This is a genomic window from Streptomyces sp. NBC_01352, from assembly GCF_036237295.1.
GTDB classification, from domain to species: Bacteria; Actinomycetota; Actinomycetes; order Streptomycetales; family Streptomycetaceae; genus Streptomyces; species Streptomyces plumbiresistens.
Genome location: NZ_CP108354.1, coordinates 8638702 through 8662089, shown reverse-complemented (window position 1 = coordinate 8662089; position 23388 = coordinate 8638702). Strand labels below are relative to the sequence as shown.

At 72.4% G+C, this 23388-nt stretch carries 15 protein-coding genes and 1 tRNA gene; 3 read left to right on the top strand and 13 right to left on the bottom strand.

The features are described 5' to 3' along the window. Positions 1-123: 123 nt before the first annotated feature. The gene (locus OG252_RS39780; RefSeq protein WP_266442467.1) at positions 124-1449 is read right to left on the bottom strand and encodes a M20/M25/M40 family metallo-hydrolase; all 1326 of its coding nucleotides are present in this window, start codon (positions 1447-1449) and stop codon (positions 124-126) included. A 212-nt stretch (positions 1450-1661) separates the two neighbouring features. Between OG252_RS39780 and OG252_RS39775 the strand changes: the two genes are divergently transcribed. The 3 genes from OG252_RS39775 to OG252_RS39765 all read left to right on the top strand — a co-directional run bounded on the left by OG252_RS39775 (position 1662) and on the right by OG252_RS39765 (position 7449). Then, positions 1662-1746, top strand: a tRNA-Leu gene (locus tag OG252_RS39775). A gap of 279 nt (positions 1747-2025) precedes the next feature. Beyond that, positions 2026-5901, top strand: a complete 3876-nt coding sequence (locus OG252_RS39770; protein WP_329342282.1) for a Pls/PosA family non-ribosomal peptide synthetase — start codon at positions 2026-2028, stop codon at positions 5899-5901. Positions 5902-6105: 204 nt separating this feature from the next. Next, on the top strand, positions 6106-7449 hold the full coding sequence (locus OG252_RS39765) for a M1 family metallopeptidase (RefSeq protein ID WP_266442462.1): 1344 nt from the start codon (positions 6106-6108) through the stop codon (positions 7447-7449). Between the two features lie 16 nt (positions 7450-7465). Here the strand turns inward: OG252_RS39765 and OG252_RS39760 are convergent, their stop codons facing one another. The 12 genes from OG252_RS39760 to OG252_RS39705 form a co-directional block, all read right to left on the bottom strand. After that, positions 7466-8347 carry a peptidoglycan-binding protein gene (locus OG252_RS39760; RefSeq protein ID WP_329342279.1) on the bottom strand — a complete coding sequence of 294 codons (882 nt, stop codon included), beginning with the start codon at positions 8345-8347 and terminating at the stop codon, positions 7466-7468. Beyond that, positions 8347-9897, bottom strand: a complete 1551-nt coding sequence (locus tag OG252_RS39755; RefSeq protein ID WP_329342277.1) for a DUF6519 domain-containing protein — start codon at positions 9895-9897, stop codon at positions 8347-8349. The genes OG252_RS39760 and OG252_RS39755 overlap by 1 nt, the downstream gene beginning before the upstream one ends. Positions 9898-9974: 77 nt before the next feature. After that, complete coding sequence (locus OG252_RS39750) at positions 9975-12152, bottom strand: hypothetical protein (protein WP_329342274.1); 2178 nt, start codon at positions 12150-12152, stop codon at positions 9975-9977. Beyond that, positions 12152-15946: a putative baseplate assembly protein gene (locus OG252_RS39745; protein WP_329342272.1), complete on the bottom strand. Its 3795-nt coding sequence runs from the start codon at positions 15944-15946 to the stop codon at positions 12152-12154. The genes OG252_RS39750 and OG252_RS39745 overlap by 1 nt, the downstream gene beginning before the upstream one ends. Then, positions 15943-19065 (bottom strand): putative baseplate assembly protein, encoded by a 3123-nt coding sequence (locus tag OG252_RS39740; RefSeq protein ID WP_329342271.1) that lies wholly within the window; start codon positions 19063-19065, stop codon positions 15943-15945. The genes OG252_RS39745 and OG252_RS39740 overlap by 4 nt, the downstream gene beginning before the upstream one ends. Next, a complete protein-coding gene (locus tag OG252_RS39735) occupies positions 19062-19463 on the bottom strand; it encodes a GPW/gp25 family protein (RefSeq protein WP_266442446.1) in 402 nt (133 codons plus the stop codon). The genes OG252_RS39740 and OG252_RS39735 overlap by 4 nt, the downstream gene beginning before the upstream one ends. Beyond that, complete coding sequence (locus OG252_RS39730; RefSeq protein WP_266442443.1) at positions 19460-19795, bottom strand: hypothetical protein; 336 nt, start codon at positions 19793-19795, stop codon at positions 19460-19462. The genes OG252_RS39735 and OG252_RS39730 overlap by 4 nt, the downstream gene beginning before the upstream one ends. An 87-nt stretch (positions 19796-19882) precedes the next feature. Continuing rightward, positions 19883-20419, bottom strand: coding sequence for a phage baseplate assembly protein V (locus OG252_RS39725; RefSeq protein WP_307673645.1), 537 nt, complete (start codon positions 20417-20419; stop codon positions 19883-19885). Between the two features lie 45 nt (positions 20420-20464). Beyond that, positions 20465-21604 (bottom strand): hypothetical protein, encoded by a 1140-nt coding sequence (locus tag OG252_RS39720; RefSeq protein ID WP_266442436.1) that lies wholly within the window; start codon positions 21602-21604, stop codon positions 20465-20467. Beyond that, on the bottom strand, positions 21597-21977 hold the full coding sequence (locus tag OG252_RS39715) for a hypothetical protein (RefSeq protein WP_266442433.1): 381 nt from the start codon (positions 21975-21977) through the stop codon (positions 21597-21599). Before OG252_RS39715 ends, OG252_RS39720 begins: the two co-directional genes overlap by 8 nt. Positions 21978-21987: 10 nt before the next feature. Further along, positions 21988-22674 (bottom strand): hypothetical protein, encoded by a 687-nt coding sequence (locus OG252_RS39710; RefSeq protein WP_266442431.1) that lies wholly within the window; start codon positions 22672-22674, stop codon positions 21988-21990. An 18-nt stretch (positions 22675-22692) separates the two neighbouring features. After that, a complete protein-coding gene (locus OG252_RS39705) occupies positions 22693-23379 on the bottom strand; it encodes a hypothetical protein (protein ID WP_329342267.1) in 687 nt (228 codons plus the stop codon). Positions 23380-23388 lie beyond the last annotated feature (9 nt).

Below are 23388 nucleotides of genomic sequence, written 5' to 3'. Positions count from 1 at the left end.
GCGGATCGCATCACCAGTAACGAGGAGGGGGTATTGGAGCTACGAGCTTATCGTCGCATTCACTCTTCCCAGTAGGTTCCGTACGTTCGAGCGAATACTGAAGTGTCGTTTCAGTGAGGCAAATCAGGACGCATCAATGAACCGGTCGAGCACCCGTACGCCGAACTGCAGCCCGTCCACCGGCACCCGCTCGTCCACGCCGTGGAACATCCCGGCGAAGTCCAGCTCCGGCGGCAGCTTGAGCGGGGCGAAGCCGAAGCCCCGGATGCCGAGGTCGTCGAAGGACTTGGCGTCGGTCCCGCCGGAGAGCATGTAGGGGATCGCCTTGGCGGCCGGGTCCTCGGCGACCAGCGCGGACTGCATGGCCGCCACCAGCGCCCCGTCGAAGGTGGTCTCGACGGCCTTGTCGGCGTGCACGTCCTCGCGCCGCACGTTCGGTCCGAGGATCCGGTCGAGGTCGGCGAGGAACTCCTCCTCGTGCCCCGGCAGGAACCGCCCGTCCACGTGCGCGGTGGCCTCGCCCGGGATGACGTTGACCTTGTAGCCGGCGCCCAGCTGGGTGGGATTGGCCGTGTTGCTCAGGGTGGCGCCGATGAGCTTGGCGATGCCGCCGAGCCGGACGAGGGTCGACTCCATGTCCTCCGGGTCGAGCTCGAGGCCCAACGCGTCGCCGAGTTCGTCGAGGAATGCCCGGGTTGTCTTGGTGACCCTCACCGGGAAGGTGTGCCGGCCGAGCCGCGCGACGGCCTCCGACAGCTCGGTGATGGCGTTGTCCCGGTGGATCATCGACCCGTGGCCCGCGGTGCCGGCCACGGTCAGCTTCATCCAGTGCATGCCCTTCTCGGCCGTCTGGATCAGATAGAGGCGCCGCTCCTCGCTCACGGTGAACGAGAATCCGCCCACCTCGCTGATCGCCTCCGTGACGCCCTCGAAGAGATCGGGGTGGTTCTTGACGAGGTGCTTGGCGCCGTACGTGCCGCCCGCCTCCTCGTCCGCGAGGAACGCCAGGACGATGTCCCGGGGCGGCTTGCGCCCGCTGCGCAGCCGGTCCCGTACGACCGCGAGGGTCATCGCGTCCATGTCCTTCATGTCGACGGCGCCACGGCCCCACACGCACCCGTCCGCGACCTCGCCGGAGAAGGGGTGGTGGGTCCAGTCGCTCGCGTTGGCCGGTACGACGTCGGTGTGGCCGTGGATGAGCAGCGCGGGCCGGGTCGGGTCCGCGCCCTCGATGCGGGCCACGGTGGACGCGCGGCCCGGGTGCGACTCGAAGATCCGCGGTTCGAGCCCCACCTCGGCGAGCTTCTCGGCGACGTACTCGGCCGCCTTGCGCTCCCCGGGGCCCGAGTGGTCGCCGTAGTTGCTGGTGTCGATCTGGATCAGCTCGCGGCAGAGGTCCACGACCTCGTCCTCGCCGGTGACGCTCCTGGCCGTGTCCGTCTCGCTCACGCTGCTTCCTCCCGGGCCGTCGCTGCTGGTGGTCCCCCTCATCCTCCCTCTCCTACCGCTCACCCCCAAGGCCGGTCCCGCCCCGTCACACGTCGTTCACGCCCGGCCGGGGGGCGCTCCGGTGGTGCGACGGGGGGTGACCAGGGGGCACTCGAAAGCCTGGTAATGTTTTCTCCGTCGCCGCGAGGGAAACCCCGCACGACAGACACCTTGTCCGGGTGGCGGAATGGCAGACGCGCTAGCTTGAGGTGCTAGTGCCCTTTATCGGGCGTGGGGGTTCAAGTCCCCCCTCGGACACTCGAGATGAGCGAGGGTCGCGATCACTGGATCGCGACCCTCGCTCGTTGTGTGGGCCATCTCTCCTCGGCCCGAAGATCACCAGGTCAACGCCCCTGCGCGGGGCGCGTGCAGGCCCTCGAAAGGCCGTCCCGAGTGGCCGGACAAGGGGCCCGAGCCTAGCGTCGTACTAAAATTTCCGGCTTGTTACGGAACGGAGCTGGAAACGGACAACCCCAGGCAGACCTGCGGGCCCCGCCAGCGCCCCGGAGGCTTCCGGGATCGAGACGCGAGGGCCCGATGGCAGCGATACACGAGAGCAGTGCTCTCGGCCTGCTCGACGAAGAGCTCCGAGAACGGTTCGGCGACACGGCACGCTTCTCCGGGGGGCCGGCGGCCTCGCCGCGCACCCTCGTCGACATCTTCGACGCGTCGGTGCGGTCGTATCCCGACGAACTCGCCCTGGACGACGGCACCACGCGCCTGACCTACCGGCAGCTGGCCGCCGCGGTGGAGGAGCTGCGGCGCGCGCTGGCCGGTGCCGGGGTCGGGCTCGGGGACCGGGTGGGGGTCCGGGTGCCGTCCGGCACCAACGAGCTGTACGTCGCGATTCTCGCCGTACTGGCCGCCGGGGCCGCCTATGTGCCGGTGGACGCCGAGGACCCGGACGAGCGGGCCGAGTTGGTGTTCGGGGAGGCGCAGGTGCGGGCCGTCGTCGGGGGCGGGCACGAGCTCACCGTGTTCTCGCGCAGCGACCTGCCCGCGGCGCGGCCCGGCACGGAGCACGACGCCTGGATCATCTTCACCTCCGGATCCACCGGGAAGCCCAAGGGCGTCGCCGTCAGCCATCGCAGTGCCGCCGCGTTCGTGGACGCCGAGGCGGCGCTGTTCCTCACGGAGGATCCGATCGGGCCCGGGGACCGGGTCATGGCGGGTCTGTCGGTCGCGTTCGACGCGTCCTGCGAGGAGATGTGGCTGGCGTGGCGGTACGGGGCGTGCCTGGTGCCGGTGCCGCGCTCGCAGGTCAGGAGCGGTGCCGATCTCGGTCCCTGGCTGGCCGATCAGGAGATCAGCGTGGTGTCGACCGTGCCGACGCTGGCCTCACTGTGGGAGCCCGAGCACCTGAACGACGTACGGCTGCTGATCTTCGGCGGTGAGGCCTGCCCGCCCGAGCTGGTGCAGCGGCTGGTGACGGAAGGGCGCGAGGTCTGGAACACCTACGGCCCGACCGAGGCGACCGTCGTGGCCTGCGCGTCACTGATGAGCGGCGAGGAGCCGATCCGCATCGGGCTGCCGCTGGACGGCTGGGAGCTGGCCGTCGTGGACGAGGCCGGGGAGCCCGTGCCGATGGGCGGCACCGGGCAGCTGGTGATCGGCGGGGTCGGGCTCGCGCGGTATCTCGACGCCGAGAAGGACGCGGAGAAGTACGCGCCGCTGGAGTCCCTCGGCTGGGAGCGGGCGTACCGCAGCGGTGACCTCGTCAAGGCGGAGCCTCAGGGGCTGGTCTTCCTCGGGCGGGCCGACGAGCAGATCAAGCTCGGCGGCCGGCGCATCGAGCTCGGCGAGGTGGACGCGGCGCTCCAGGCCTTGCCCGGCGTGGCGGGGGCCGCGGCCGCGGTGCGCACCGCCCGCAGCGGCAACCAGCTCCTCGTCGGCTACGTCGTCACCCAGGACGGCTGGGACCACACGGCGGCCGTGGAGAAGCTGCGGGCGGAACTGCCGGCCGCGCTCGTCCCGCTGCTCGCGCCGGTCGACGACCTGCCGACCCGGACGAGCGGCAAGGTGGACCGGGGCGCCCTTCCCTGGCCGTTGGAGGGGCTCACGACCGGTGGTCCGGCCGAGCAGCTGTACGGCACCGAGGCCTGGCTCGCCGAGCAGTGGAGCGGGGTTCTCGGCATCCCCGTGTCGAGTGCGCGGGACGACTTCTTCGCGATCGGCGGCAGCAGCCTCGCCGCCGCCCAGCTGACCACACGGCTGCGGACCCGCTACCCGAGCGCGGCCGTCCTCGACATCTACCAGCAGCCCGTGCTGCGCAAGCTCGCGCGGCACCTGGAGGAGTCCTCGCAGGACGACGGTGCCGAGCGGACCGTCGCTCCGGTTCCGGTCCGCGCCCAGGCGATCCAACTCCTCGTACTGCTCCCCCTGTTCACGCTGCTCGGACTGCGCTGGAGTGTGGTACTGGCCGCGCTCGGGAACGTGCTGCCCGCCTACTCCTGGCTGCCGACCGCCCCTTGGTGGGCCGTCGGGGCCGGGGCGCTGCTGTTCTTCAGCCCGCCGGGGCGGCTCGCGATCGCCGCGGGCGGGGCGCGGCTGCTGCTGCGCGGTGTGCAGCCGGGGCGGTACGCGCGCGGTGGCAGCGTGCATCTGCGGCTGTGGACCGCCGAGCGGCTGGCCGAGTTCAGCGGGGCGACCTCGCTGACCGGGTCATGGCTGGAGCGGTACGCGCGGGCGCTGGGCGCCAAGGTCGGTCCCGACGTGGACCTGCACTCGCTGCCGCCGGTCACCGGCATGCTCAGGCTGGGCCGGGGCGCGGCCGTGGAGTCCGAGGTGGACCTGTCCGGCTGGTGGCTGGACGGCGACCGGCTGGAGATCGGCGCGGTCAGGGTCGGCGGGCACGCCGTCGTCGGCACGCGCAGCATGCTCTTCCCGGGCGCCCGGGTCGGCAAGCGGGCCGAGGTGGCACCCGGTTCGGCCGTCACCGGCCAGATCCCGACCGGGCAGCGCTGGGCGGGCGCGCCCGCGGTCAAGCTCGGCAAGGCCAAGCGGAACTGGCCGAAGGAGCGGCCGGTGCGGGGCACGTACTGGCGTGTCATGTACGGCATGGCGGGCTTCGCGCTGACGCTGCTGCCGGTGCTGGCGGGCCTGGCGGCGCTGCTGGTGGCGCGCGTGTTCGTGGAATCCGGAGCCGGGCTCGGCGAGGCGCTCCAGGGTGCCGCGCTCGCCCTCGTCCCGGCGACGCTGGCCTTCGGGCTGGCGTACGCGCTGCTGCTCCTGATCGCCGTACGGCTGCTCAGCCTGGGCCTGCGGGAGGGTACGCACCCCACGCACAGCCGGATCGGCTGGCAGGCCTGGACGGTCACGCAGCTGATGGACCGCTCGCGGGAGACGCTGTTCCCGCTGTACGCCGGGCTGGTCACGCCGGTGTGGCTGCGGCTGCTCGGGATGCGGATCGGGCGGGGCGCCGAGGTGTCGACCGTGCTCGCGCTGCCGAGCCTGACGACGGTCGGCGAGGGCGCGTTCCTGGCCGACGACACGCTGACCGCGCCGTACGAGCTCGGCGGTGGCTGGATGCGGATCGGGCGGGCCGAGATCGGGCGGCGGGCCTTCCTCGGGAACTCGGGGATGACCGGGCCGGGGCGGTCGGTGCCGGACGGCGGGCTGGTGGGTGTGCTGTCGGCGACGCCGAAGAAGGCTAAGAAGGGCAGCTCCTATCTGGGGCTGCCGCCGGTGAAGCTGCCGCGCGCGGCGGCCGGCGGTGACCAGAGCCGGACGTACGACCCGCCGGCGGGGCTGCTGTGGGCGCGCGGCCTGGTGGAGCTGTGCCGGATCGTGCCGGTGTTCTGCTCGGCGGGGATCGCCGTGCTGACGGTGGCGGCGTTGTGCGCGCTGGGTTCGCTCGGTGCCTGGGCGCCCCTGGTGTCGGGGCTGGTGCTGCTCGGGGCCGGGGTCACGGCGGGTGTCGTGTCCGTCGTGGCGAAGTGGTCGCTCGTGGGGCGGCACCGCAGCGGGGAGCATCCGCTGTGGAGCGGGTTCGTGTGGCGCAACGAGCTGGCGGACACCTTCGTCGAGGTGGTGGCGGTGCCGTGGCTGGCCGGTTCGGTGCCGGGTACGCCGGTGATGACGGCGTGGCTGCGCGGGCTGGGCGCGAAGATCGGACGGGGTGTGTGGGTGGAGAGCTACTGGCTGCCCGAGACCGACCTGGTGACGCTGGGGGACGCGGCGACGGTGAACCGGGGCTGTGTGCTCCAGACGCACCTCTTCCACGACCGGATCTTGCGGACGGATACTGTGGTCCTCCGTGAGGGCGCGACGCTGGGTCCTGGCGGAATCGTCCTGCCCGGCAGCACGGTCGGCGCCCGTACCACTCTGGGTCCGGCGTCGCTGGTGATGGCGGCGGAGTCCGTTCCCGACGACACCCGCTGGCTGGGCAATCCGATCGAGTCATGGCGCTCCTGAAAGCGCTGCGCGGCTCGTTCGGGTCGGGTCCGGGGCCTGTCCGGCGGATCAGGTCGCAGGAAATCGGCGGCGCCTGATGAACGCCGGTGAGCGGGGGGTGATGTGCGCACCACCCCCCGCGTCTGCGGCATGATCCGCCGGACAGGCCCACAGGACGGTGCACCGGCACGACGTTCGAGCACAGCGCAGGGAGCAGACGCAGCAGTGACCGTTCAGCAGGCAGTAAGTCCGGACCCGTACTTTCCGGCCAACGGCGATCCCCGGTACCGGGTGCACCGCTACGAGCTCGCGCTGGACTACCGCCCGGGTCCCAACCGGCTGTCCGGGACGGCCCGCATCAACGGCATAGCGGGACGGTCGCCGCTCGCGGAGTTCGTGCTGAACCTCGCCGACTTCAAGATCGGCCGGGTCCGGGTGGACGGGCGGCAGCCGCACTACACGCACCGGGGCGGGCGGCTGCGGGTCCGCCCCGCGAAGCCGATCCGCGCCGGGGCCGCCTTCACTGTCGAGGTCCACTGGTCGGGCAACCCCAAGCCGGTCACCAGCCCCTGGGGCGGGCTCGGCTGGGAGGAGCTGGAGGACGGGGCGCTGGTGGCGAGCCAGCCCGTCGGGGCGCCGTCCTGGTACCCGTGCAACGACCGGCCGGCCGACAAGGCCTCGTACCAGATCTCCATCACCACGCCGTCGGCGTACGCGGTGGTGGCGGGCGGGCGCCTGCTGACCCGGACCACGAAGGCGTCGACGACGACCTGGGTGTACGAGCAGTCCGCGCCGACGTCCAGCTATCTGGTGGGGCTGGCGATCGGCAAGTACCAGACGGTGGTGCTGGCCGACCCGGGGCTGGGCGGGGTGCCGCAGCACGGGCACATTCCGGCGCACCTGCTCCCGGAGTTCTCGCGGGACTTCGCGCGGCAGCCGCAGATGATGCACGTCTTCCAACAGCTCTTCGGGCCCTACCCGTTCGCCGAGTACGCGGTCGTGGTGACCGAGGAGGCACTCGATGTCCCCGTCGAGGCCCAGGGCTTGTCGCTGTTCGGCGCCAACCACGTGGACGGGGCGCGGGGTTCGGAGCGGCTCGTCGCGCACGAGCTGGCGCACCAGTGGTTCGGCAACAGCGTGTCCATCGCCGACTGGCGGCACATCTGGCTGAACGAGGGCTTCGCGAAGTACGCGGAGTGGCTGTGGTCGGAGCGGTCGGGCGGGCGCCCGGCCCATCGGCACGCCGCCGCCGCACACCGGTTGCTGTCCTCCCTCCCCCAGGACCTCCGGCTGGCCGACCCGGGCCGCAAGTCGATGTTCGACGACCGGCTCTACGAACGCGGCGGGCTGACCCTGCACGCGGTGCGGTGCGCGATGGGCGACGACGCCTTCTTCCGAATGCTGCGCGGCTGGGCCGGGCTGCACCGGGGCGGATCGGTGAGCACGACGACGTTCACGGCGCATGTGGCGCGGTTCGCGGCCGAGCCGCTGGACGAGGTGTTCCAGGCGTGGGTGTACGACACGGCGCTGCCGCCCCTGCCCACGGCCGACACGCGGATGGCCGGGTAGGAGCGGCAGCGCGGGGTCAGGAGTTGGGCACCATCAGCTTGTCCCAGCTGACCTTGCCCGGGATGCCGTCGGCGTCCTTGCCCTTGAAACGGAGCTTCTGCTGCCAGGCCTGGTAGGAGAGGCGGTCGGCCTCGGTCCACTCGGGGCCGGGGCCCTCCTCGTACCGGCCGCAGCCCTCGTCGACCAGGCGGCGGCCCATCGCCGTGATGACCGGGGACTTCTGCCCGACGTGGAAGAAGCCACTGCCCGGGAACGGCTCGTACGACGGCTTCGACGGCGTGGGCTTGGGATCGGGGGGCTGTGCCTTGCCGCCCAGCCGGTCGGCTATGCGCTTTCGCATGCCGTCCATCGTGAAGCCGCGCGGGTCCGTCTTGCCGGGCCGCCACTCCTTGTGGCCGATGACGGACCGCTCGCTCCAGCCGTGGTGGCGGCAGAGCGCGGCGGCCACCTTCTCGATGGCCTCCTTCTGGACCTCGGGCCAGGGGTCCTTGCCGTCGCCGAGGTTGACGCACTCGAAGCCGTAGAAGTGCCGGTTGCCGTCGGTGTCGGCCTCGTTGTCGTGCGGCAGCTTCGCCTCGTTGACGACGGCGCGCAGGACGTCGCTGTCGCCGAGTCCGGCGTGGTTGGCGCGGCCGTTGCCGACGAGGTGGATGTGGCCCTTCTTGTCGATGACCCCGTGGCACAGCGGGCCGGGCAGGCCGGAGTAGCCGTTGTAGCAGATGTTCACGGAGGCGTCGGTGCCGGAGGTGACGGTGTGGTGGATCATCACGCCGTTCACCGGGCCCCAGGGCCCCTTGGTGTTGCGGTTGTGGGAGCGCCAGTTGCGCACCTCGTGGACCGTGAGGCCCTCGGCGCGCAGGATCTCCACCATCTTGGACGCGCTGATCGGCTTGGCCATCACTCGTCTCCTTCCGCGGCTGCCTCGGCTTCCGCTGTGGTCTGCGACCGGCCACCGGACGGGTCGGCCTCCGCCTCCTGTTCCTGGCGGCGTGCCTGTTCCTCCGCCGCGAGCGTCGCCTCGTCCGCCGCCGGGATGCTGCTGGCCAGCGGGGCGAAGGCGAGACGCAGGTCGACGGCACCGGCCTCGCCCTTGACCAGGGCGAGCGGGGCGAAGTGACGGGCGATGCCGGCCGGTGCCCGGAGCAGCGGACGGCGGGCCGGGTCGGCCGGCCACTCGACGCTGCCGGTGGCGGTACGGGCGGGGATGATCCAGTGATCGCCGGTGCGGTAGGTGCCGCCCTTGGCGAAGTAGACCTCGACGCCGTCCTCCAAGGGGAGCCACTCGCCCTCCTCGACCTTCGGCGCGCCACCGTGCAGGGCGGCGGTACGGCCCTTGCGCTTCGGTCCCTCGCGGTGGTCCCAGCGGCGCAGGAAGGGGTTGAGGTGGGGCAGCCGGCCGACGCCCGGCTCCGGCTCGGCGGACAGGCGGACCCGGCGGCCGGGCAGGTCCAGTTCCTCGACCCGCAGCAGGGGCAGCGCCTCCAGCCGGGAGGCGTAGGCGGTGTCGGTGAACTCGACGAGGTCACCGACGTCCAGGTCCAGCTTGTCGTCGTGGCCGAGGGAGGCCAACTGCACCCAGGTGCCGTCGAGTTCGTCGACCGGGAAGACCACCGAGCCGTTCTCGCGGGACCACTTGAAGGTGGCATCCCCGGCCTCGCCGGCGGCGTGGACCTCGACGCGGTAGAGCTGGTTCTCCGGGCCGCGGTAGCGGGCGTCGGGCTTGACCAGGCACGGGTCCTCGTCGGCGTGGTCGGGCCGTTCGCTGCGGGCGGCGAGGCGGGCGGAGGGCGCCGACTGTCCCTTGGCCCACTTGTCGAAGGCGGCGCGGACGACCTCCCTCGACGGGTCGGTCTCCTCGATCGCCAACTCCGCCAGCGACAGCGGCAGTACCTGCCATACGACCTTGACGCGGGCGGCCGTGTCCGGCATCGCCGCGCCGAGGGCGACCTCGCGCAGCGCCGGGTCCTCGGCCGCGGTCACCGACCGCTCCCACACCTTGAGGTAGACGAGGAACGGCGACTGCGCGGGCGAGGGCAGCCGGTCGCCGGGCTTCTCCGGGTCGCGGTGGCCGTCGGGCTGGTCCCAGTAGGTCCAGTACGCGGGCGGGGCCGCGGTGTCCTGCTCCTCGGCGTCCTCGTCGGGGACGGGCGTGCCGGGGGCCGGCCGGTCGGCGTCGAGGAGGATGCCGTCGACGTAGTAGCGGCCGCCGTGGATGTGAAGGGTGTCGATGTCGTGCCGGCCGCCCACGTACTCGATGCGGAAGCCCGGCGCGTCGCGCGGCCCGCCGTGCCGGCCGATGAGGTCCGCGGCGAGGGTGCGGGACTGGTGGAGCTGGATCGCGGTCTGCTCGTTGGCGTCGGCGTCGAGCTGGACGCGGCCCTGCTGGGCGATGACCGCGGTGTAGTGCCGCTCCGGGCGGAACGTGGAGCGGGAGAGGTCAGCGTGCATGAAGGGGGTCCCCCTGGTTCAGGATTCTGCGGGTTGTCGTACGGCGGCACTGCTCACGTCACGCATCACGTCACGCATCACGTCACGAAGAAGATCCCGGCGTCCGTGCCCGCGGGCGTGTACTCCGCGAGCCGCGCCCGGAGGCCGTCCTCGCGCTGCGGCCGGTACAGGTCGTGGAAGGCGCCCAGCTCGGCGCCGTCGTCCGAGCCGCGCCGGATCTCCTCGGGGATGGGGGTCCCCCCGCTCGAGCGAAGCCGAGAGTGGGGGAGGTCGGCCAACTGGCCGTACCACGGGGTCCCGTAGCGCTCGGAGGTGAACAACGGGCGTACGCCAGTGGGGCATCGGTGCCTGCGGGGCGTACGCGAGCCGGCCGGGACGTACGAGTACCGCAGGCAGCCGATGCCGCGCCGGGCCACGTGCAGTTTCCCGGTGAGGATCGAGTTCTCGGCGATCTGGACGGCGTGGGTGTGGATCTCGCCGATGACGGTCGTCCGGTGCAGGTGGAGCACGGCGTGGGCGTGGCGGCAGTCCGGTGCGGACAGGGCCTCGCGGTCGTGGCCGGTGGCGTCGAGGATGCTGTCCCTCAGGTGGATGTCGAGGGGGTCCTCGCTCACCTCGTCGCCGATGACCTCGACGGTGCCGAGGATGCTGTGCTCGACCTGGAGGCAGGCGGTGGTGCGTTCCAGGACGATGCTGGGCTCCTCCGGTGAGTGCGGTGCGCACTCGGGCTCCAGGGACCAGCCGGGCACGAGGGTGCTGTGGCGTACGACGACGGCGCCCATCGGGCCGGTGACGTTGATGCCGCGCCCGGCGACGAGGAGCCCGTCGAGGACGAGGCGGGGCCGCTCGTGCGGGGCGCAGTCCTCCGAGATGCCACGGATGTTCAGGGCGTCCGGGCGGTTGCTGTACCAGTCGAGCAGACGGATCACCGGCCGGGTGCCCTCGGCCGCCCGTATTTCCAGCCTGTCGCCGGGGTCGAGGTCGAAGTCCAGCTGCTCCTGGTAGGCGCCGCTGTGCGTGATCTCGATGATGCCCTCGGGCCTGGTCCGGTCGGCCCGGCGGTCGTGCTGCCAGGCCCGGTAGGCGTCCATGATCTGGCGGTACGGCTGTCCCGGCCCGACCCGGTAGAAGGCGGCGTCCGGACGCGCCACGCGGTCGGGCCGCTCGTACTCGCCGCCGCCCAGGTCGGCGCCGGACGCGTAGTGGTAGTCGACCCACACACCCTGCCGGGGCGCGGACCGGGAGCCGAACGCGATCCGCCCGAGCTCGGGGTCGACGGCGATCTGCCCGCGCTTTGGCCGGTAGCGCCAGTCGGACAGGTCGGCGACCACGATGTCGGACGGCGGTACGGGCTGGTCCTCGCCGTCGCGCCGGATGACCAGGCTCTTGCCGGGGCCGTAGTAGTCGGCGAGCCGGTCGTGGAGCAGGCGGCGGGTGATGAGGGCGGGCACGTTGTCGACGGTGGCGAGGTGCGTGGGCGACGGCTCCGGGACCGGCTTGGTGGCCAGGGGGGTGTCGTTGCCGAGGATGGAGAAGGTGTACAGGTTGCGGGCGCGGTCGATGCAGTACGCCGGGGACGCGGTCAGCGAGTACGGCCTGAGGCGCCAGACGAAGAGACCGACTCCGGCGGGGGTCCGACCGCCTTGCTTCTTGGTCGAGTTGGACCGGCGTACATCCACCGTTCGAGCTCCGGTGTCGAAGGGGCCGCCCGCGAGAGCGAGCGCGGAGCCGTCCCGGAGGTCGGCGAGACGTCCCCTGCCCGTGTCCCGGTAGAGCTTCACCGGCTGGTTGTGGGCGACCAGCCGGGACAGCTCGACGGCCCGCGCCGGCCAGCCCGCCACCTGCTCGGAGATCTCCTCCAGCAGGTGCAGCGTGCCCTTGCGGCGGCGGTTGGCGACGGTGGCCGCCACGTCGGCGCGCGGGGCGATCGCCTCGGCCAGCGCGTCGCGGCCGCCGTCGTGCAGGCCCTCGGTGAGGACGCGCTCGTAGCCGGGCAGGGTGCGGTAGCCGACGAGATCGCCGAGGTACGGCAGCACCCAGGGCGCCGCCGTCTCCACGAACAGGTCCTCGTAGCCCTGCTCGACGCCGTCGCGGACCCGGTCGAGCTGCTCGGCGATCACGGCGAGCAGCGCGCGCAGGGGTTCGCCCTCCTCGGCGTCGCGCAGGAGGTGCCAGCGGGGCAGCAGGGCGGCGAGGCCGTCGGGTTCCCGGGTCGTCGCCGGGGTTGGGGTGTCCAACTGGACGTCCGGGGACATCACTTGACCTCCGTCAGAATCAGGGTGTCCGCGGCGCGCGGCGACAGCAGGGCCAGCTGGGCGGGGCGGATGCCACGGAAGACGAACACCGACCGGCCCTTGGGCAGGCGTCGGGTGTCGGTGACGTCGGGGTTGAGGCGCAGGAGTTCGGCGAGCGGGATGCCGTAGCGGGCGCAGACCTCCGTCAGCGTCTCGCCGTTCTCGGCGCGAACCGTGTGGACCCTCTCGTCGTACGTCGCGGGGTGCGCGGGGACGGACGCTTTCGGCGCGCCGGGGTCGGTGAGCAGCTCGGTCAGTTCCTGCGGAGTGGCGGACGCGGGGACACCCGTGAACACGTCCACGTCCACGTAGTCGACGCCGGGCACGGTGTGGGCCGCGGCCAGGAGCTCGGAGAGGCGGGCGGGCCGCGCCAACTCCCGTCCCTCGTAGCCGAGCCGGCGCAGCAGGGCCTGGCGAAGGCGTGGTTCCACCGTCTCCCAGGCGTGGTCCGGGGCCACCTTCACCTTGGCGGCGACGAGCAGCAGGACCAGTTCGCGGGCGTCGACGCGGACGGGGAGGCCGGGGTCGCCGTACTCGGTGAGCGCTCCGCGCAGGGGGCGCAGGGTCTCCTCGCCGACCGGCACGTCGTCCGTGCCCGCGACGGTCACGTGCAGCACGCGCCGCCGGCCGTCGAAGAGCTCGCGCGCGGCGGCCCGGCCGATGCCGGCCCGAGAGCGGGCGAAGTCCTCGTAGTCGGACGGGGAGACGAGCCGGTCCAGGGCGGAGACCGCGAGGGGGATCGTACGGCGGGTCAGGCCGGGCCCGTCCGCGTCCGCGCCGCCGCCGGCCGGGCGGGGGTTGGTGACCGCGGTGACGCCCAGCGGGCGGGTGAGCGGCTGGCTGATCCGGTCGGCGGGGACGTTGGCGGCCCTGCCGGTGCCGAAGCGGTAGCGGGCGTGGACGTTGTCGTGGCCGGTGGGCAGCCGGGCGCCGTGGACGCCGTCGCCGAAGGTCACCGTCGTACGGCCGTCGGCGGTGGAGCCGGTGATGTAGACGCGCTCGCGCGGGCCGCGTCCGGCGAGGCTGTCGACCTCGTGCCAGAGGACGCCGTCGACCCGGACCTCCAACACCGCTGTGGCACCGAGGGGGTTGTCGTCGGCCAGCCAGGTGAGCGGCGACTGCCAGAGCGCGAAGGTCTGGTTGACCCGGTCCGAGTCGCCGCTGCCGATCGCCTCGTCCCGGCTCTCGCCGTGGGTGGCCTCGACCACGTTGCCGAGGATGCGGACGGTCTCGCGGCGGTAGCGGTGGGCGAGATCGGTGGTCAGGGTGAGCCGGGTCTGCACGCGGTCGCCGGGCAGCTGGGGGTCGACGGCCGGGTCGGCGCCGGCGATCGTGACGACCTCGGTGGCGGCGACGGCCCCCGGGATGTCGCTGCGCTCACCGGTGACGACGAGCGTTCGTCCGGGGCCCAACCCGTCGTGCAGCTCGGCGAGTTCGATCTCGTTGCCGTGGACGTCCTCGCCGAGGGGCTCGTCGGCGAGGCGCAGCGGCTCGCCCGCCGCGTGCACGGTGGTGTCGCGGATGTGCGACAGCAGCACGTCGAACTCGTCCAGCCAGGGGTCGGCGAGGGTGAGTTCGGTGCCGCGGCCGGTGATGCCGTAGTTGGTGTACGCCGCCGTGCGCGCGGCCACGACCTGCGTGGTGACGAAGGCGAGCTTGGCGTCGCCGGGTACGCCCTCCTCGGCGCCCTTGGCGGGGCGCCGGACCGCGACCCAGCTGCCGACGGTGATCCCGTCGTGCACGGTGTCGAGTTGCAGCACGGTGCGGTTGACGGGCTGCGGCTTGCTGGCGATGACGATCTCGACGTGGGGTTCGGCGCTGCCCACCGTGTACCTGAGGCTCACCTCGTAGTCGCCGTGGGTGAACTGCTCCGAGGCGCCCGGCCGCAGGGCGATCTGCTGCGCCGTACCGTTGTGGACGCCCACCTGGACCAGGCCGTCGTCCCCGGGCCGCGACACGAACAGGGTGCGCTCGGGCAGGCCCGAGTGGAGGCGGGCGGTGACGCCGGGCTCCTGGGAGTCGGCCGGGCGGCGGTTGAGCCAGCTCAGCTCGCGGTCCTGGCCGGAGCGTACGGACAGGTCGACCTGGCCCGTGCCCAGCGGGAACGTGGCGAACTGCGGGACCGGCAGGTTCTCGGCGCGCTGGTCGGAGCTGCTGCCCTCGACGTACTGGAACTCCGCCCGGACCGGGACCTTGCCGCCGGTGTCGTACACCACCCGCATGCTCACCAGCACCGCGCCCGTGAGCGGCCAGTCCGCGGTGCGGATGACCCGGCCCCGGTTGTCCTGGACCGGCTTGAGCGGGGCCGTGGCGCCGAAGGGGGCCGCGGTGACCCGCATCGCGAGCAGTTCCCGCAGCAGCTGCGGGGCGCCGGGGGCGGCGACCGTGCGCCAGGCGGGGTAGAGGCTGCCGAGGGCGGGGTTGAGGGCGGCGAGGAGGCGGGCGGGGTCGGTGGCGGGGCGCTGCGTGCCAGTGCCCGCTGCGGGGGCTGAGGTGCGCAGGGCGGGGAGGACTGCGCCGAGGGCCTGGAGAGCGGCGGCGCGCGAATCGCCGGGCAGCGGCGCGGGGAACTGCGCGACCAGCCCCGACGCCGCCGCAGCCGCTCGACCACCGATCCCGGCACCCACCGTCTGCGCCGGCGCCAACCCCAACGCCCGCTCGGCAAGTTCCGCCAGCACCGCCTCCAGCTGCTCGAACCACGCAGCCACATCCTCATACGCCTCGGCCAGCACCTGCGCCTCGCCGAGACGGGCGACGGGCTCCGCGAGCCGGGTCGCGAGCTGCTCGGGTGTCTTGATCCCGTCCAGATCCGTCCGCAGCGGGTCGAGGACCTGGTCGTCGATGTCGTCGACCAGCCGGCTCACCGGGCGCGGGTTGGGCACCTCAGGGGTCGGCGGCTCGTCACCCGGTTCACCCGGAACCGCGGGCTCGGCGGTCCAGCGCCGCACCTCGTCGAGGAGTTCCTTCAGCGTCGGCGGGGCCGACTTCGGCAGGGAGATCGCCGTGATCTCGTCGTCGCGGTCGATCCGCGTCCGGGCGACCGGTAGCAACTTCCGCTCACCGCCCGCCTGTTCACCGAAGACGAAGAGCAGCTGGTCCCCGGTCTGCAGGGAGTTGGCGGTCCCCTCGACGAAGAGTTCGGAGCGGCGCTCCAGGTCCGCGGGGGTCACCAGGGAGGGCCGGCGCCTGCGTACCTTCAGCTCGTTCCAGTCCCAGCGGGCCGTCAGGTCACGGCTCGTCTCGAAGGTCAGCGACTGCTCGTCGGCGGAGGCGGGCACGCTGTGGCTGCGCGCGCCGCGCGGGATCCGCACGGGCAGGGCCTCGGCGCGCGGATCGCGTTCGAGGGTGTACGCCAGGTACGTGCTCGCGGCGACGCCCGGGCGCGGCCGGTGGCCGACGAGCCGGCCGAGCAGGACCAGCGAGCGGTGCTCGTTGGCCGTACGGATGTAGGCCTCGTCGGCGATCCGCTCGGAGTGGAAGGTCAGCAGGTCGCCGAGGACCGCGGTGGCGTCGAGCAGGCCGATCGCCGGGTCGTCGGGGGTGCGGACGGTGAGGCCGCTCAGGGCCGGGTACGCCGGTGAGGCGAGCCGGTCCAGGAGGGCGGCCAGGAAGGAGCCGTACTCGCCGACGCGGTAGTCGAGGGCGGTGCGGCCGGGCGGGTTGTGCGGCGGGGCGGGCGCGAGGCGCTCGTCGTGGCCGCCGCGGCAGGCACCGCCGCAGGCGCACCCCTCGACGGTGGAGTCGATGGCCGTCATCGGGCACCTCCCAGGGATATCGCCAGCAGGCCGTTCTCCGGCCGGTCCGGGTCGTTGTCGCAGGTGGCGATCTCCAGCGGGCCGAGCCGCAGCACTCCGTCCTCCCTCTCTCCTCGGTCTTCCTCGAACAGCCGCCGCAGCCGCGTCACCTGGACGCTCTCCACGCCCGGTACGGCCGCGGCGACGGCGACCAGGCGACTGAGCCGCACGGGTTCGCCGAAGGTCAGCGCGTCCGGGTGGAAGAAGCCGTTGCGTCCGGTGCCCAGGACCCGGTACAGCTCGGCCAGGATCTGTCCGTGCTGGTGACCCGGCGCGGCGCACACGGTGAGCGCGATGTCCAGCGGTATCAGGCGGGCGGGACCGACCACGAGGTCGTGGCCGATGCGCCGGTACGCCTCCAGGGACTGCTCGACCCGGGCGAGCAGCTCGGCCGACGGCTGTGCGCTGCCGTACGCGTCGATCGCGAGGTGGGCCTCCTGCGTGCTGCCGGTCCAGCGGATGTCGGCGGCCGCCCGCTGGACGCCCGGCAGGGCGGAGGCGAGGGCCGCGTAGTCCTCGGCGGTGACCGCGCGCAGCCGGGTGCGGCGCAGGTCGAGGGGGGCCAACTGGCGTGCCTGCTCGACGGGTTCGGGCTCGGTGCCGCCGGTGGCGGGCAGCGGGTTGCGGACCACGGCGGCCGGCGGCTGTTCGCAGTCGCTCTGGATGACCAGGTGGTTGACGGCCTCCGCGCCGACGTTGCCCGCGATGCCGCCGCCGAGGCGGTAGCGCGGGGCGAGCCGGGATCCCGGGGCCGGCTTCGCGCCGTGCCGGCCGTCGCCGAAGCGCAGGGCGAGACGGCCGTCGTCCTCCAGTTCGCCGACGAAGTGCCGGTCACGGGAGGCGCTGTCGAGGAGGTCCCGGCGCGGCTCCCAGACCAGGTCGTCCCGGTGGAGCCGTACGGCGGGCAGCGCCCGGCGCGGGTCCTGGGTCAGCGCGGCGGTCGCGGAGCCGCGGAGCACCGGCTCGTCGGGGTGCAGTCCGGCCGCGTACGCCGGGCCCCAGCTGTGGGCGATCTCCCAGGCGATGTGACCGTCTAGGACCGCGCCCGCGCGGGCCCGTGCGGTGAGGATCTCCACGCGGCGCAGCTTGCCGTCGAGCAACTGGTCGCTGCGGTACAGGAGTTCGCGCAGGCCGCGCACCGGGTGGCGGCGCAGTTCGAGGCGCTCCAGGACCTTCAGACCGTAGACGACGGCGAGTTCGGCGATCTCCTCCTCGCCGAGTCCGTCGCGGTCGCGGGCGCTGCGCCACAGGTCGACGAGCCGCTGCCGGACGCGTCCCGGGATCGCCGCGATCCGCTCGGCCTGCCCCGCGGCGACGATGGCCGGATCGGGGAACGGCACCGCCTGCACGACCGGCGAGCGGCCGAGGACGGGCCGGAAGCGGGGCCGGATCCCCGGGTAGACGGACTGCGCGAGCAGGGTCCGCAGGGCGGCCGCCTGGGCGGCCGCCCTGCCGGGCACGACACTCCCCCAGCCTCCGGCCGGGGGTGCCCCCACGTGCCGCTGTCCGGCCCGCTCCAGGCCGAGTCCGGCGCGGACGGTGGCCGCCTCGCCCACGGTGGTGAACAGCTCGCGGACGTCGTCCGGTACGAGCGCCTCGCCCGACTCGGTCTTGTCCGTGAGGGAGCCGATGAGCCGGGCCGGCGCGTTGCCTTCCTCGCGGTCGTGGCAGCCGAAGGCGGGCTGGTCGCAGGGGGCGACGACGGCGGGCTCGGGCGGCACGGTGACCGTCTCGGGGAGCCCGGTGAGGGTGCGGCCGTGGTCGACGAGGACGACGTTCCCGCGGGCCAGCGTCACGTCCTCGACGGGCAGGCAGTCGCGTCCGCCGCGCGTGGTGAGGCAGAGCGGGAAGCGGAGTGCGTCCTCGGCGGCCCAGGTGACCTCGAGGACCGGCTGGTCCTCGATGCGGTCGAGGGCGGGGGCGACGGAGGTGAGGCGTACGACCTGACGGTGGGCGGGGTCGGCGTCGCCGGGGGTGCCGGTGCGCGGGCCCTTCACCTCCTCCAGGATCAGCAAGTCGCCGGGCCGGAGCGCGAGTTGGCGGTCCCGGCAGGTCTCCGGGTCGTCCCACTCGTCGCGCAGGGTGGCGGAGGTGGCCCCGGCGGGCAGGGTGCACACCTCGCCGCCCCAGGTCCACAGCCGGATCGCGTTGTGCGCGACCTTCAGCTCCAACGGGTCGGCGGCGACGACCGGTTCGAAGACCTCCACCGAGCCGCGCTCGTCGAGGTCGGCGAGGTCGTTCTCGTCGACGACCGTGCCGGGTTCGGGGCGGTCGTGCGGGTCGAGGCTGCGGACGTCGACGGAGGCGAAGCGGTAGGTGCCCGCGGCGAGCGTGTGGTCGCCGGCGGTCTCGACGGCGACGTACGCCCGCGCGGTGCAGCCGTCGTGCATCGCGTAGTCGATGAGCCGCACGTGCCGTCGTACGGAGACCCGGCGGCGCGCGGTGTCCAGGTAGGCCTCGGTGGCGACCGCGTCCTGCTGGTAGCTGATCTGGTCGCCGGTGTACGCGAGCAGCTCGACGAGGGTCGTGCCCAGGTCGGCCGGGTTGCGCTCGACCCAGTCGGGGGTGGTGAGCGCGAGTCGGTCCAGGAGCAGCTTGCGGATGGTGTCGTAGTCGCGGGCCGTGTAGTCGATGACCGGCGCGTCCGGGAAGTCCGGCTTCTCGGCGTGCTCGTCCGCGCAGTCGAAGGGAGTCGGGCAGTCGGGCCGGAAGGCGAAGGACGCGCTGTGGTAGCGCTGGTCGAAGCCGCGGAAGGGGGCGGTGCCCGGGCGTCCGTACGGGTCGGTCTCCACGAGCGAGAGCCGGTAGCGGGAGGTGTCGCCGGCCCGGTCGAGGGTGACGTAGAGCCGGTCGTCGAGCTCCGGGTCCTCCTCGCGCTCGATGCTGACGTCGACGGCGGTGATGCCGGTGACGCGGCGGCCGCCGTCGACACGGATGTTCTCGGGGCCCAGGCCGTGCGGGGCCTTGCCGAGGAAGGTGACGGTGAGCAGCAGCCCGTCGTCGCTCACCTCGACGGCGTCGACCCCGTTGAGCTGTGCGGCTCTCACCTTGGCCCGCCGGGAGGTGGTCGCGTTCGTCATGCGGCGGCCCGCCCTTCGAAGACGTCCTCGCGCACGGTGCCGGTGGCGCGGACGGCGTACGACAGGTGGACGCGTACCGCGTTGTCCGCGCTCTCGATGTCGAGGGCGATCACCTCGATGAGGTCGCCGAGCCAGCGCTGCAGCGCCGCCTGCACGGAGAGTTCGAGGGTGCTGACGAGCTCGGGGCTGTTCGGGGCGAAGACCAGGTCGAGGAGTCCGCAGCCGAAGTCGGGACGCATCACACGCTCGCCGGGGCTGGTGAACAGCAGTTGTTCGACCAGGTCGTGGACGTGCTCGGCGTGGCCGGCGTGCGCGGTACGGCCCCGGCGGTCGGCGTGGAAGGGGAACGCGAGGTCGGAGCGTGGGCGGGTGCCACGCGCGCTCGTCTGGCGGCTCATCGGATGGTGACCTTTCGCTGTGCGGCCTGGACGACGGGCGGGCCCTGCGGCACGAAGGCCGCCGTGAGGCACTGGGCCGCGGAGGTGTCGAGCAGCACGGGTGCGCCGTCGACCGTGACGCCGGTGCCGTCGGCCGTCCAGCGGACCGAGGCGCACGGCGTGGGCACACCGCCGACGGTGTGGGGGCAGCCGGTGACGACGTAACCGTGCGTGGCCGTGGCGACGGCGACCCCTTGGCTGAGCACGCCGCCAGAGGGCGTGGTGGCGGCGGTGACACGGCCGCCGTGCGGGCAGCCGATCACGGCGCCGGCATCGAGCAGACTCCCGGGCAACTTCTTTTCTCCCCGTCTTCTTTCACTCTGCTGTCGCGCGTCTGTCGCGCGCGTCCATCGCTCGTCCATCGCGCGTCTGTCGCGCCTCTATCGCTTCGAGAGCACGGTCAACTGGCCCTCGTTGATGGTCACTTCCCGGCCGCGCAGGACGATCTCGGCGCCCGCGCCGGTCGCGATGACCACGGCTTCCTTGGTGATGCGGATGTAGGCGCCGCCCTGGGCCTGGAGCAGGATTCCCTGCTCGGCGCCGGCGGTGTCGTTCATGACGATCTTGTGCGCCTGCGGTGTCTGTACGACGACCGGCTTGTTCGGCGAGTTCGCCTGCAGCTCGCGACGCGCGTCGGGCGGCAGCTCCTCGGCTGCGCCGTACCAGCACCCCGTCCACACCGGGAAGCTCGGATCTCCCTGCTCGAACTCCACCCAGACGCCCGCGCCGGGGGGTGGCACCACGAACTGCCCCGACTCGGGCCCGGTGAACGGCAGGCAGGGCAGCGCCCAGGTCGACGGCTCGTCGCCGAGGACGTCCGGGACCTCGACGGTGACACGGCCGATGCGCAGCGGGTCGTCGTTGCTGACGACCCGGCCGCGGAACTTGCCGAGGTAGCGATTGCTGGGTGCCGCCATGCTGAACTGCTCCTGGTGATCGGTTGAGTTGTCTCGTCGGCTGCGCTACGGCCGGACGTGGTCGCTGCGGGCTTCCAGGCCTTCCCTGGAGAGGGTGAAGTTCTGCTGGTACGAGCCCGGGCGCAGGTTGTGCGTGACGGACTTGACGTAGTAGTCGCCGTCGTACGCCCGTCCCGAGCCGCGGACGCCGACGAGCTGGCGCGGCTGCAGGATGTAGCCGTGCCGGTTGACGTCGAGCGAGCCGGAGCCGGAGACGACGTCGGCGGAGACCGCCGCGCGGGCGAGGAGCTCGGCCTCGGCCTGCTCGCGCTGCTGCTTGGCGGTGCCGGACAGGGTCCTGCGCTTGAGGGCCGGGGTGGGCCGCCTGCCCAGAGGCGGGCGCAGGGGGCTGATCGGCGGTTGCGGGAGGAGGGTGGACTGCCGGGTGCCCGGGTCCTGCCAACGGGCCTGGGGCTCCTCCCTGGCCGTCCCGTCGTACGCGAACGTCAGCTGGTCCACGGTCGTGTTGGCGTCCATGTTGACGTTGAGGGCGTGCTGGCGGATGCCGAGGCGGACCTCCGGGCCCCAACGGGCCGCGGACTGGCCGGGGTTGGGGCCGGGCTCCAGGTAGAACGTGTAGCCGTTGGCGCGGGCGAGCTCGGTGACGTACTGGAGGTCGGTGCCCGTCTGGTAGTGCACGCGGAGGTCCTGGTGCGGGGGCTGGGCGATCTTCTCGGTGTAGACGTCGGGCCGGATGCCGTAGTCCGAGTACCGGCGCAGGATGGCGAGGACCCGTTCGGACGGCGGCAGGTTGGGATAGCGGGCGGTGCGTTCCTCCAAGTCCATCAGGAGGGTGAGGTCCTCGCCTGTGACGGTGAGGGTGGAGTGGCCGGGCTGGTTGCTGGCACCGACCTCGTGCCGGACGATCAGGCCGTCGAAGAGCACGTCGGGGGTGCCCTTGACCGCGACCGTGACGATGATCCGGGTCTTGGGATCGAAGAACCCCTCGGGCAGCAGCCGCCGGCTGATCATGCCGGTCTTGGTGAGGTCGAAGGCGAGCTGGAAGCCGCTGCGCTCCCCCGCCGTGGCGGTGATCTGGGCGGACAGCAGCGCCTCGGTGACCTCGGCGGGAACGGGCCGGGCGAGTTTGGGCCCCATGAGGAGCGTGATGTGGACGGGGCCCTGCCCGACGGGCAGATCAAACACGCCGGTCTCCCCTGCCGCCGGGGAAGCCACCGGTGAGCGGGATGTCGATGACGCGTCCGGCCTCGTCCGTCAGCTCCCGTGGGTCGAGTACGGGGTTGGCGTCGGCGATCTGCCACCACTGGCCGACGTCGCCGAGGTAGCGCTGGGCGAGCAGGTCGGGGCGCTCGCCGGCGCCGACGGTGTGCTCCTGGGTCTCCTGCTCCTCCAACTGCTCCAGTGGAGGCAGCAACCGGCGCTTGGTGTACCGGACTTCGGTCCCGTCGGGCTGCCGGTGGATGCCGATCTCGGCGTCGTGGTAGCGGCTGGTGCGGGGGTAGGGGTGGGCGCCCGGGATGGCGTCGAGGGCGTTCTCGTAAGGCTCGATGTCGGCCATGGCGGTGTGCTCAGCCCCTTCCGATCACGGCGTTCGTTCCGGCGAGCCCGAGCGAGCCGAGGCTGCCGCCCCGGGCCGCCGCGGCGAGCCGCTCCTTCTGTGCGAGGTGCGCCATGTAGAGGTCGGCGCCGCGGTGTCCGGCGGGCAGGTCGCTGACGGTGAGGATCTTCATGCCGATGCTCAGCGAGGCCCGGATCGGGTTGAGGTTCACGTCGAACGCGGACTCGTTGACGGAGAGTTCGGTCAACCGGACCGGCATGACCCGCTTACTGCCCCAGGTGAACAGCGTCAACGGCATCTCGATCGGACTGATCTCGATGGTCCCCTGCTGCGACAGCCGGCTCGCCGCGCGCAGTTGGGCGGTCGTCGGCTGCACGAGCATCTCGAGGGTCGCGAGCTGCGGGTGGATGCCGTCGGGCGCGGCGATCTCGAACTGGTCGGTGGCGTCGATCTCGGCGGTGAACTTCCAGGTCTCCTGGGCGGGACCCTTGAGACGGAGCGCCTCGTTGCGGTCACCACTGCCGGTACCGCCGCCTCCGGCGTCGCCGCTGTCACCGGCGGTCTGCGGAGAGACGCTGCGCTCCAGGGTGTCCGGGTTGAACTGCAGGACGATGATCCGCTGGGGGGTGCCGGTGTCGGGGTTGACTACGACTATTCCGGAGCGGATGGGTTTGGGGATGTCGGCGTAGCGGGTCATGGTGTCCTGTCCGTGTACCTAGCGGAGGCGCTCTGCGAGTCGCTCCGCGAAAGGCGCGTAGTCGTGGTCGGGAAAGATGTCCGGGAAGATCCGCAGCATGTTCTGGATGCTCTCGGCAGCGCCCTGAAAGTCGATTTCGCGCATGGAGACGTCGGTATAGAGGTACTGCCAGCCGTACACACCTTTGGTGACGAGCAACGCGTCCAGATATTCGGGATACTCGAGGTCCATTTGGAAGACACCGCGCGTGGCGTGGTAGTACCAGACCTCAGGCATGCTCATCCCGGGATCGATGCGCAGCGCGGACAGCATCCCGCCACCGCCACGCGGCTGCTCGTCGAACGGACGGAGTTCGGCGTAGAGCGCGAGCTCCTGGTCGGAGGGTTCGTCCGTGGCGGGTTCCACGCCCGGGCTGAGCATGGCGGCGGCGAGATGACGAACAGAGAACTCGCCCGTCAGATACACGCCTGCGCGCTCGACCCCCCAGTGGCTCGACAGACCTTCGAATCGCAGAAAACTACGGTGCAACGACGTGTTCAGCACCACACCTTCCTCTTCTGCGATCAACGTGAAGGCTTCGGCGGCGTCCCCGATCTCCTCCTCGACCGGTCCCCTTTCCTCGTACAGCACTTCCACGGCGGGAGTGTGCTGCAGTTCGTCGAGCATCGACAGGTAGCGCCGCTCGTAGTCACTCAGATCGGACACAGGTCTCTC

Excerpts from the sequence above, each read along its gene's own strand:
- OG252_RS39725 (WP_307673645.1), bottom strand. The coding sequence starts at position 20,419 with ATGGCGGCACCCAGCAATCGCTACCTCGGCAAGTTCCGCGGCCGGGTC.
- OG252_RS39715 (WP_266442433.1), bottom strand. The coding sequence starts at position 21,977 with ATGGCCGACATCGAGCCTTACGAGAACGCCCTCGACGCCATCCCGGGC.
- OG252_RS39760 (WP_329342279.1), bottom strand. The coding sequence starts at position 8,347 with ATGGCCAAGCCGATCAGCGCGTCCAAGATGGTGGAGATCCTGCGCGCC.
- OG252_RS39735 (WP_266442446.1), bottom strand. The coding sequence starts at position 19,463 with ATGAGCCGCCAGACGAGCGCGCGTGGCACCCGCCCACGCTCCGACCTC.
- OG252_RS39710 (WP_266442431.1), bottom strand. The coding sequence starts at position 22,674 with ATGACCCGCTACGCCGACATCCCCAAACCCATCCGCTCCGGAATAGTC.
- OG252_RS39770 (WP_329342282.1), top strand. The coding sequence starts at position 2,026 with ATGGCAGCGATACACGAGAGCAGTGCTCTCGGCCTGCTCGACGAAGAG.
- OG252_RS39740 (WP_329342271.1), bottom strand. The coding sequence starts at position 19,065 with ATGACGAACGCGACCACCTCCCGGCGGGCCAAGGTGAGAGCCGCACAG.
- OG252_RS39750 (WP_329342274.1), bottom strand. The coding sequence starts at position 12,152 with ATGTCCCCGGACGTCCAGTTGGACACCCCAACCCCGGCGACGACCCGG.
- OG252_RS39755 (WP_329342277.1), bottom strand. The coding sequence starts at position 9,897 with ATGCACGCTGACCTCTCCCGCTCCACGTTCCGCCCGGAGCGGCACTAC.
- OG252_RS39745 (WP_329342272.1), bottom strand. The coding sequence starts at position 15,946 with ATGACGGCCATCGACTCCACCGTCGAGGGGTGCGCCTGCGGCGGTGCC.